Here is a 6,037-nt window from a genome sequence, read left to right as displayed (position 1 = left end):
TGGCGGAGTGGACGGGACTCGAACCCGCGACCCCCGGCGTGACAGGCCGGTATTCTAACCAACTGAACTACCACTCCGCACTGACTTTCTCCGACGCTTGTCGGATTCGCTTCACAGCTACAAAGCTGTGTCGCCTTGTATGGCGTCCCCACGGGGATTCGAACCCCGGTTATCGCCGTGAAAGGGCGGTGTCCTAGGCCTCTAGACGATGGGGACTGCGGCACTGCAACTTCGATTTGGTGGAGGTAAGCGGGATCGAACCGCTGACCTCTTGCATGCCATGCAAGCGCTCTCCCAGCTGAGCTATACCCCCGTCACCGAAGAGCGCGCAGTATAGTAAGCGTTCTTCGCTTTGTAAACACGTTCTGCAATTTTTATAGCATCCTCCAGCACGCGCTGTTTTGGCCACGCCACCCTGCATGCAAAAGCCCCCTGCACAGCCCCTCATCCAGCGGCTCGAGCCCGTGCATGGACTCCCCCAGACACCATCCGACCCGATACGAGCCACCCCGATAGTGGACCTGCACGAACGCTTTCTCGCACTGCAAGCGCTGCTACAGGCCCATCGGGCCTTCTGGGCGCCCTCGCCTTTTCATCAGGAACTCCCGCAATGGTGCCTGGATCAGCCGCAGCTGGCACACCAGGTCCTCGCACTGGATGCCGCAAGCGTTGATCGTTACCGCGACCAACCGGATCTGGCGACGAACTGGCTCGCACCGCACCTGCACGGCCTGGCGGAACTGACCGCACTCAGCACGCTCGACATGCTGCCCGCGCAGCCGGCCACACCCGTGCCGCCGCACCTCGACGTAGAGATCCCGGGCCGCAAGAAAGCGCAGATCGAGGCTTTCGCCTCTCGTTTGCCGCAGATTCCAGGGCCCGCCCTCGAATGGTGTGCTGGCAAGGCGCACCTGGGCCGACACCTGCATCAAACGCGCAGAATCGAAGTCGCCGCACTCGAGATCGATGTCGCGCTCTGCCAGCAAGCCAGACAGCTCGCCGCCCGACACCGCGTTCCGCACACCATCCTCCAAGGCGACGCGACGAGCCCATCCGCAATCGAATACCTTGAGGGGCGGGACGTCGTAGCCCTGCATGCATGCGGAGAGTTGCATCGCAGGCTCGTCCGCACCGCTGCCGACCACGGCGCGCGCAGCCTGCACATCGCCCCCTGTTGTTACCACAAGGGTAGCGCCGGCGCCTACCAGGCCATGAGCGGTACCGCCACCCTCCAACTCGACAGCAACAAGCTGCGCCTCGCCGTCACCGAGACCGTCACCGCGCCACTGCACGACCGTCGCCGACTTGCGCGCGACCAGGCCTGGAAGCTCGGTTATCTGGCGCTCCGCAATGACCTCGGACTGCAGGCTGAGAGTCCATTCCGGCCCGTTCCGGCTGCATGGCTGAAGAACGATTTCGCCAACTTCTGCAGGCTTCTCGCCGCGCGCGCGCAACTGCGGCTCCCCGGGCACATCAACTGGGCACATTGGGAGCACGCCGGAGCCGCCCGCCGCGAACAGGTCCTTCGCCTCGAGATCGTCCGCCACGCCTACCGCCGCCCACTGGAGATCTGGTTGGCCCTCGACCTCGCGCTGGGACTGCAGGAGCGTGGCTTCGAAGTCCAGATCGGCTGCTTCTGCACACGAACGCTCACGCCGCGGAACATCCTCATCAGCGCTCACCGCCATGCGGGAGGATAAGGAGTCGTGGCGCAGCCCATCATCGGTCGCCTGATCACTGGTGGTCCCCCGACACGGTCGAAGCCGCAGCGCATCCTCGAGTCGCATCACAAAGTCACCAACGCAATCCACAAGGTCACCGATCACCTCCCCCGCCACGGCGCGCTGCAGACCATGGCGGCCGTACTCCCGGTCAGCGCCTCCTTGCAGGCGGGAGTCCGCACCCCCGCTTTCGTCAAACTCCGGTAGCGGCGACCATACGACCATCCTCCACGATAAGCGCTGCGATCTCCGTGGCGCGATCGCCTTACGCGGGCGACAAGCCCTTACGCGGACGACAAGCCCCGTGACCTCGAAATCCAATGACCGCCTTTGCAGACTTGATGTGAAACCGGATGCTCGGGTAAGGTAAAAAAGGATTTGAGCAAATGCATCGAATCCCTCCCGCTGCGCAAGGGTCATTTGATTGGCCATTCATGCCATGCAGTGGGCGATCGTTCAACGGCCAATGCGTCGCTTGAGTTTTGTGAGGCCCCTTGCCGGGGCCGACCGGCCGCGGTGCCCGCCCCAAGGCGCTGACGTGGTCTGCCATGCTGCACTTCACCTCGCAGTGAGTGCGGCATGCCACCAGAACAACCCACGACATGACCCGTACCGAGACACCTTCGTCCATCCGATCCGCCCCCCGCGCTCCCATTCGTTTCCGTAGCACCCGCCCGAGTGATGGCACCGCTCTGTGGCAATTCGTCCAGGCTACTGGCACGCTGGAGCCAAACTCGGTCTATTTCTACGTGCTGTTCGCCGCCGACTTCGGCGACACCTGCCTTGTGGCCGAGCAGGACGGCCGCATCGTCGGCGCCGTCATCGGCTTCCACCCGCCGCGCGAGGCCGACACTGCCTTCGTCTGGCAGGTGGGGGTGCTGCCCGAGCAGCGCGGCCAGGGCCTCGGCCTGCAACTGCTGCAGCAGTGGTTGAGCCTGCCGGCCAATGCCTGCTGTCGCTGGGTGACAGCCACGGTAGCGGACGACAACCTGGCCTCGAGTGCGCTGTTTCACCGCCTGGCGCGCGAACATGACACCCGCTGCCAGGTAACCCCCTACTTCACCATCGATCTGTTTCCAGCAGATCACCCCGCCGAGCCGCTGTTGCGCGTGGGCCCGATTGCGCGCCATACGCCCGCCCGCGGCGTTCAGTCCCAGCTCGAGAACCCCATACCGGTCTGACCGGCTTCGTGCCGTGCCGGGCACTCGCAGGCGCGAGCGCCCCGATGCCGCTCGTCCCGCGTCGAGCGCAGCCCCGCCCTTTTTCGACCACAGGAGTTACTTCATGATGAACACATTCGAACAGTACGAATCCGAAGTGCGCGGCTACTGCCGCACTTTTCCCGCGATGTTCACGAGCGCCAAGGGCGCATGGATGATCGACGCCGAGGGCCGCCGCTACCTCGACTTCTTCTGCGGCGCAGGTGTGCTGAACTACGGTCACAACCCCGACAGGATCAAGCAGGCCCTGCTGGCCTACCTTATGCGCGACGGCATCACGCACTCGCTGGACATGTACACCGAGGCGAAGCAGGGCTTCATCGAGCGCTTCAACGAAATCATCCTGCAGCCGCGAGGCCTGCGCTACAAATTCCAGTTTCCCGGGCCGACCGGCACCAATGCGGTCGAGGCTGCGCTCAAGCTGGCGCGCAAGGTGACCGGACGCGAGCAGGTGGTCGGCTTCACCAATGCCTTCCACGGCATGACGCTGGGCGCGCTGGCGGTGACCGGAAACGGGTTCAAGCGCGCCGGTGCCGGCGTGCCGCTCGGCCACACCGCCTCCGTTCCGTTCGATGGCTATCTTGGCGAAGGCACCGATACGCTCGACTACTTCGAAGCGCTGCTCAAGGACGAGGGCAGCGGGATGGACAAGCCTGCCGCGGTCATCGTCGAGACCGTGCAGGCGGAGGGTGGCGTCAACGTCGCCAGCATCGAATGGCTTCAGCGCCTGCGCCGCATCACCGAAGAGCACGGCGTGTTGCTCATCGTCGACGACATCCAGGTCGGCTGCGGCCGCACCGGGACGTTCTTCAGCTTCGAAGACGCAGGCATCGTGCCGGACATCGTCACGCTGTCCAAGTCCTTGTCGGGCTATGGCCTGCCGCTGGCGCTGGTGCTGATCAAGCCCGAGCTCGACCAATGGGCGCCGGGCGAACACAACGGCACCTTCCGCGGGCACAACCCGGCCTTCGTCACTGCCACCGCCGCGCTCAAGTTCTGGCAGGACGGCCTCCTCACCGAGGATGTCGGGCGCAAGGCGGAGCTGGTGGAGAAGCGCCTGGCCAACATCGTCGCAAAGCACGTTCCGGATGCGCGGGTGCGCGGGTGCGGGCTGATCTGGGGCATCGAGTTCGACGACGCACAGTTGGCGACACGCATCTCGCAAGCGTGCTTCAAGCGCGGGCTGATCATCGAGACTGCGGGCATTGACGACCAGGTGCTCAAGCTGCTCCCGAGCCTGACCATCGCCGAGGAAGAGCTGCGGCACGGCCTGGACGTGATCGAAGCGGGTCTGTGCGACGCCCTGGGGGTCGACAACGCGGCGGCCGCGATCGTAGCCGCGGCCTGAGATCCCCGTCCTCACTGCGCCCCGTCTTTCACCTACCGCGCCCCGTAAAGAACGGGGTGCACCGTACCTACGAGGAAGCTCCAATGATCGTGAAGCATCTGGACGACGTCATCGGCACCGCCGCCGACGTGGATACCGAAGGCTGGAACAGCCGTCGCCTGATCTACAAGGATGCCGGCGTCGGCTATTCGTTGAACGACACCATCATCAAACCAGGCACCGAGCATGAGTTCGAGTACAGGAACCACCTCGAGACGGTGTACTGCATCGAGGGCGAGGGCGAGATCACCGACCTCGCCACCGGCGTGACCCACGCCATCCGCCCCGGCACCCTGTACTGCCTGAACCGGCACGACCGCCACATCCTGCGCGCCAACAAGGGCAGCCACATGCGCATGGTGTGCGTGTTCAATCCACCGCTGACCGGGCGCGAGGTGCATGACCAGACGGGCGCGTATGCGCTCGCCGACTGAGAGGCTGGGCAGCGCCATGACGAGCATGCGCTGTTCGGCTCCCAACGCCTCAAGCAGCAGCTAGACAGCCGCAAGCGCTGGGAGAATTTCCACCTGCGCTGCCAGGCCAGCCAGGTGGCACTGTGCGACGACCAAGCTGCGCTGCAGCACTCCGCCGGGCGGGTCAAAACCCCGTGATCAGGAAGTCGATCGCGGAAATGATGTCTTGGCGATGATTGGATAGATCGGCCACTTCCACACCCATCTCCGTGCGTGCAATGCCCGCCATCTGGGGTGTGAGCATTACGTAGGATTTCTGATCAATTTCGAAGCTCGGCGTGAGCGTTGTCATCGCCTTGCCTTTGTAGTCGGCAGCCGGTGCGAGCGGAACGACCAAACGTGTTTCCAGAGAAGCAAGAAGCTCGGACTGAACGTCGAGAAGGAGGGGGTACCTCCCTTTGCTCTCCGCATTCTTGTTGTTAAATACCGAAAACTGACCCATCAAAAGCTCCTCAGCCCATCGCTGAAGGTGCCATGGTCCTGCACCTGCCGATTGTAGGCGTCGATGGCTTCCTGATTCGCCGCGAGCCATTGCTCCTGCTGGCGCTTTCTGACGACTTCAGCAAGGGTCTGCTCCAGGGCTGCTGACAGGTTGATATCGAGTTCCCTGGCCTTTCTCAGCAAATCGCTGTTGATGCTGAGGTTCGTGGGCCTCTTGGGGGCGTTATGGTCGTAGCTGGCGAGCATGGCAGGGTCCCTGCGTTCGTTCTGTGCGCACATTATATGCGCATGACGCTCGCGCACAATGCGCAAAGGCGGCAACGATCAGACCGACAGCAATGGCAAGCTTGCGCGGTGCCTCAAGCGTCACGCGTCTGGGCATCATGTCGTATCGATTGCGAGGCAGACCCGTCAAACACATCAAGACGACCACCATGCAGATCAACGACACCGAAGCCGCGCCCGCCGGACGATTGAAGCAAGTTGCTTACCGAAGCCCGGGCCGAGGGGGAGCGCTTCCGAGCCATCCCGAGCACCTGCAGGCGGTGGATGCGGACCTTGTCTGACGGCTACAAACGCTGCTCAGTGGCATTGACGTCGATCTGGATGCCGCCCTGCCGCCAGAGGATGAATGAGCACGACGCAACCCACGCCCCTGGTCGCTCATGGCTGGACGATCTTTGCCCACCCGCGGTTCTGAGCTGCCCCACGGATTTCGTCTTCCAACGTAGTCGTCGTACGATCGACGCAAAGACAGGAAGAACGACATGAAGCGCATCCCGAAACAGGAATACA

At 63.5% G+C, this 6,037-nt stretch carries 8 protein-coding genes and 3 tRNA genes; 5 read left to right on the top strand and 6 right to left on the bottom strand.

Annotated features, from left to right (window positions below; genetic code table 11):
• The 3 genes from ACPT9U_RS17165 to ACPT9U_RS17155 all read right to left on the bottom strand — a co-directional run bounded on the left by ACPT9U_RS17165 (nt 1) and on the right by ACPT9U_RS17155 (nt 313).
• A tRNA-Asp gene (locus ACPT9U_RS17165) sits at nt 1-77 on the bottom strand.
• Between the two features lie 63 nt (nt 78-140).
• Nucleotides 141-216: transfer RNA gene (locus ACPT9U_RS17160), tRNA-Glu, on the bottom strand.
• Between the two features lie 21 nt (nt 217-237).
• A tRNA-Ala gene (locus ACPT9U_RS17155) sits at nt 238-313 on the bottom strand.
• A 202-nt stretch (nt 314-515) separates the two neighbouring features.
• On the opposite strand from ACPT9U_RS17155, the gene ACPT9U_RS17150 reads away from it, so the two are divergent.
• From ACPT9U_RS17150 to ACPT9U_RS17130, 5 genes are all read left to right on the top strand, one after another.
• Nucleotides 516-1,700: a methyltransferase gene (locus ACPT9U_RS17150; protein WP_435751843.1), complete on the top strand. Its 1,185-nt coding sequence runs from the start codon at nt 516-518 to the stop codon at nt 1,698-1,700.
• Between the two features lie 6 nt (nt 1,701-1,706).
• A complete protein-coding gene (locus ACPT9U_RS17145) occupies nt 1,707-1,928 on the top strand; it encodes a hypothetical protein (RefSeq protein ID WP_435751842.1) in 222 nt (73 codons plus the stop codon).
• 395 nt (nt 1,929-2,323) lie between these two features.
• Nucleotides 2,324-2,902: a diaminobutyrate acetyltransferase gene (ectA, locus tag ACPT9U_RS17140; RefSeq protein WP_435751840.1), complete on the top strand. Its 579-nt coding sequence runs from the start codon at nt 2,324-2,326 to the stop codon at nt 2,900-2,902.
• A gap of 103 nt (nt 2,903-3,005) precedes the next feature.
• A complete protein-coding gene (gene ectB, locus ACPT9U_RS17135) occupies nt 3,006-4,289 on the top strand; it encodes a diaminobutyrate--2-oxoglutarate transaminase (RefSeq protein ID WP_435751839.1) in 1,284 nt (427 codons plus the stop codon).
• An 83-nt stretch (nt 4,290-4,372) separates the two neighbouring features.
• On the top strand, nt 4,373-4,762 hold the full coding sequence (locus ACPT9U_RS17130; protein WP_418363068.1) for an ectoine synthase: 390 nt from the start codon (nt 4,373-4,375) through the stop codon (nt 4,760-4,762).
• A 163-nt stretch (nt 4,763-4,925) separates the two neighbouring features.
• On the opposite strand, the gene ACPT9U_RS17125 is transcribed toward ACPT9U_RS17130, so the two are convergent.
• The 3 genes from ACPT9U_RS17125 to ACPT9U_RS17115 all read right to left on the bottom strand — a co-directional run.
• Nucleotides 4,926-5,243: a CcdB family protein gene (locus ACPT9U_RS17125; protein ID WP_435751838.1), complete on the bottom strand. Its 318-nt coding sequence runs from the start codon at nt 5,241-5,243 to the stop codon at nt 4,926-4,928.
• Entirely contained in the window at nt 5,243-5,488 is a 246-nt protein-coding gene (locus ACPT9U_RS17120) for a type II toxin-antitoxin system CcdA family antitoxin (RefSeq protein ID WP_435751837.1), read from the bottom strand. The genes ACPT9U_RS17125 and ACPT9U_RS17120 overlap by 1 nt, the downstream gene beginning before the upstream one ends.
• A 323-nt stretch (nt 5,489-5,811) precedes the next feature.
• A partial coding sequence (locus tag ACPT9U_RS17115; protein WP_435751836.1) for a hypothetical protein occupies nt 5,812-6,037 on the bottom strand: 226 nt, incomplete at its 5' end.

It is taken from the genome of Thauera sp. AutoDN2 (assembly GCF_051280715.1).
GTDB lineage: Bacteria > Pseudomonadota > Gammaproteobacteria > Burkholderiales > Rhodocyclaceae > Thauera.
This window is presented reverse-complemented; position numbering and strand designations above follow the sequence as displayed.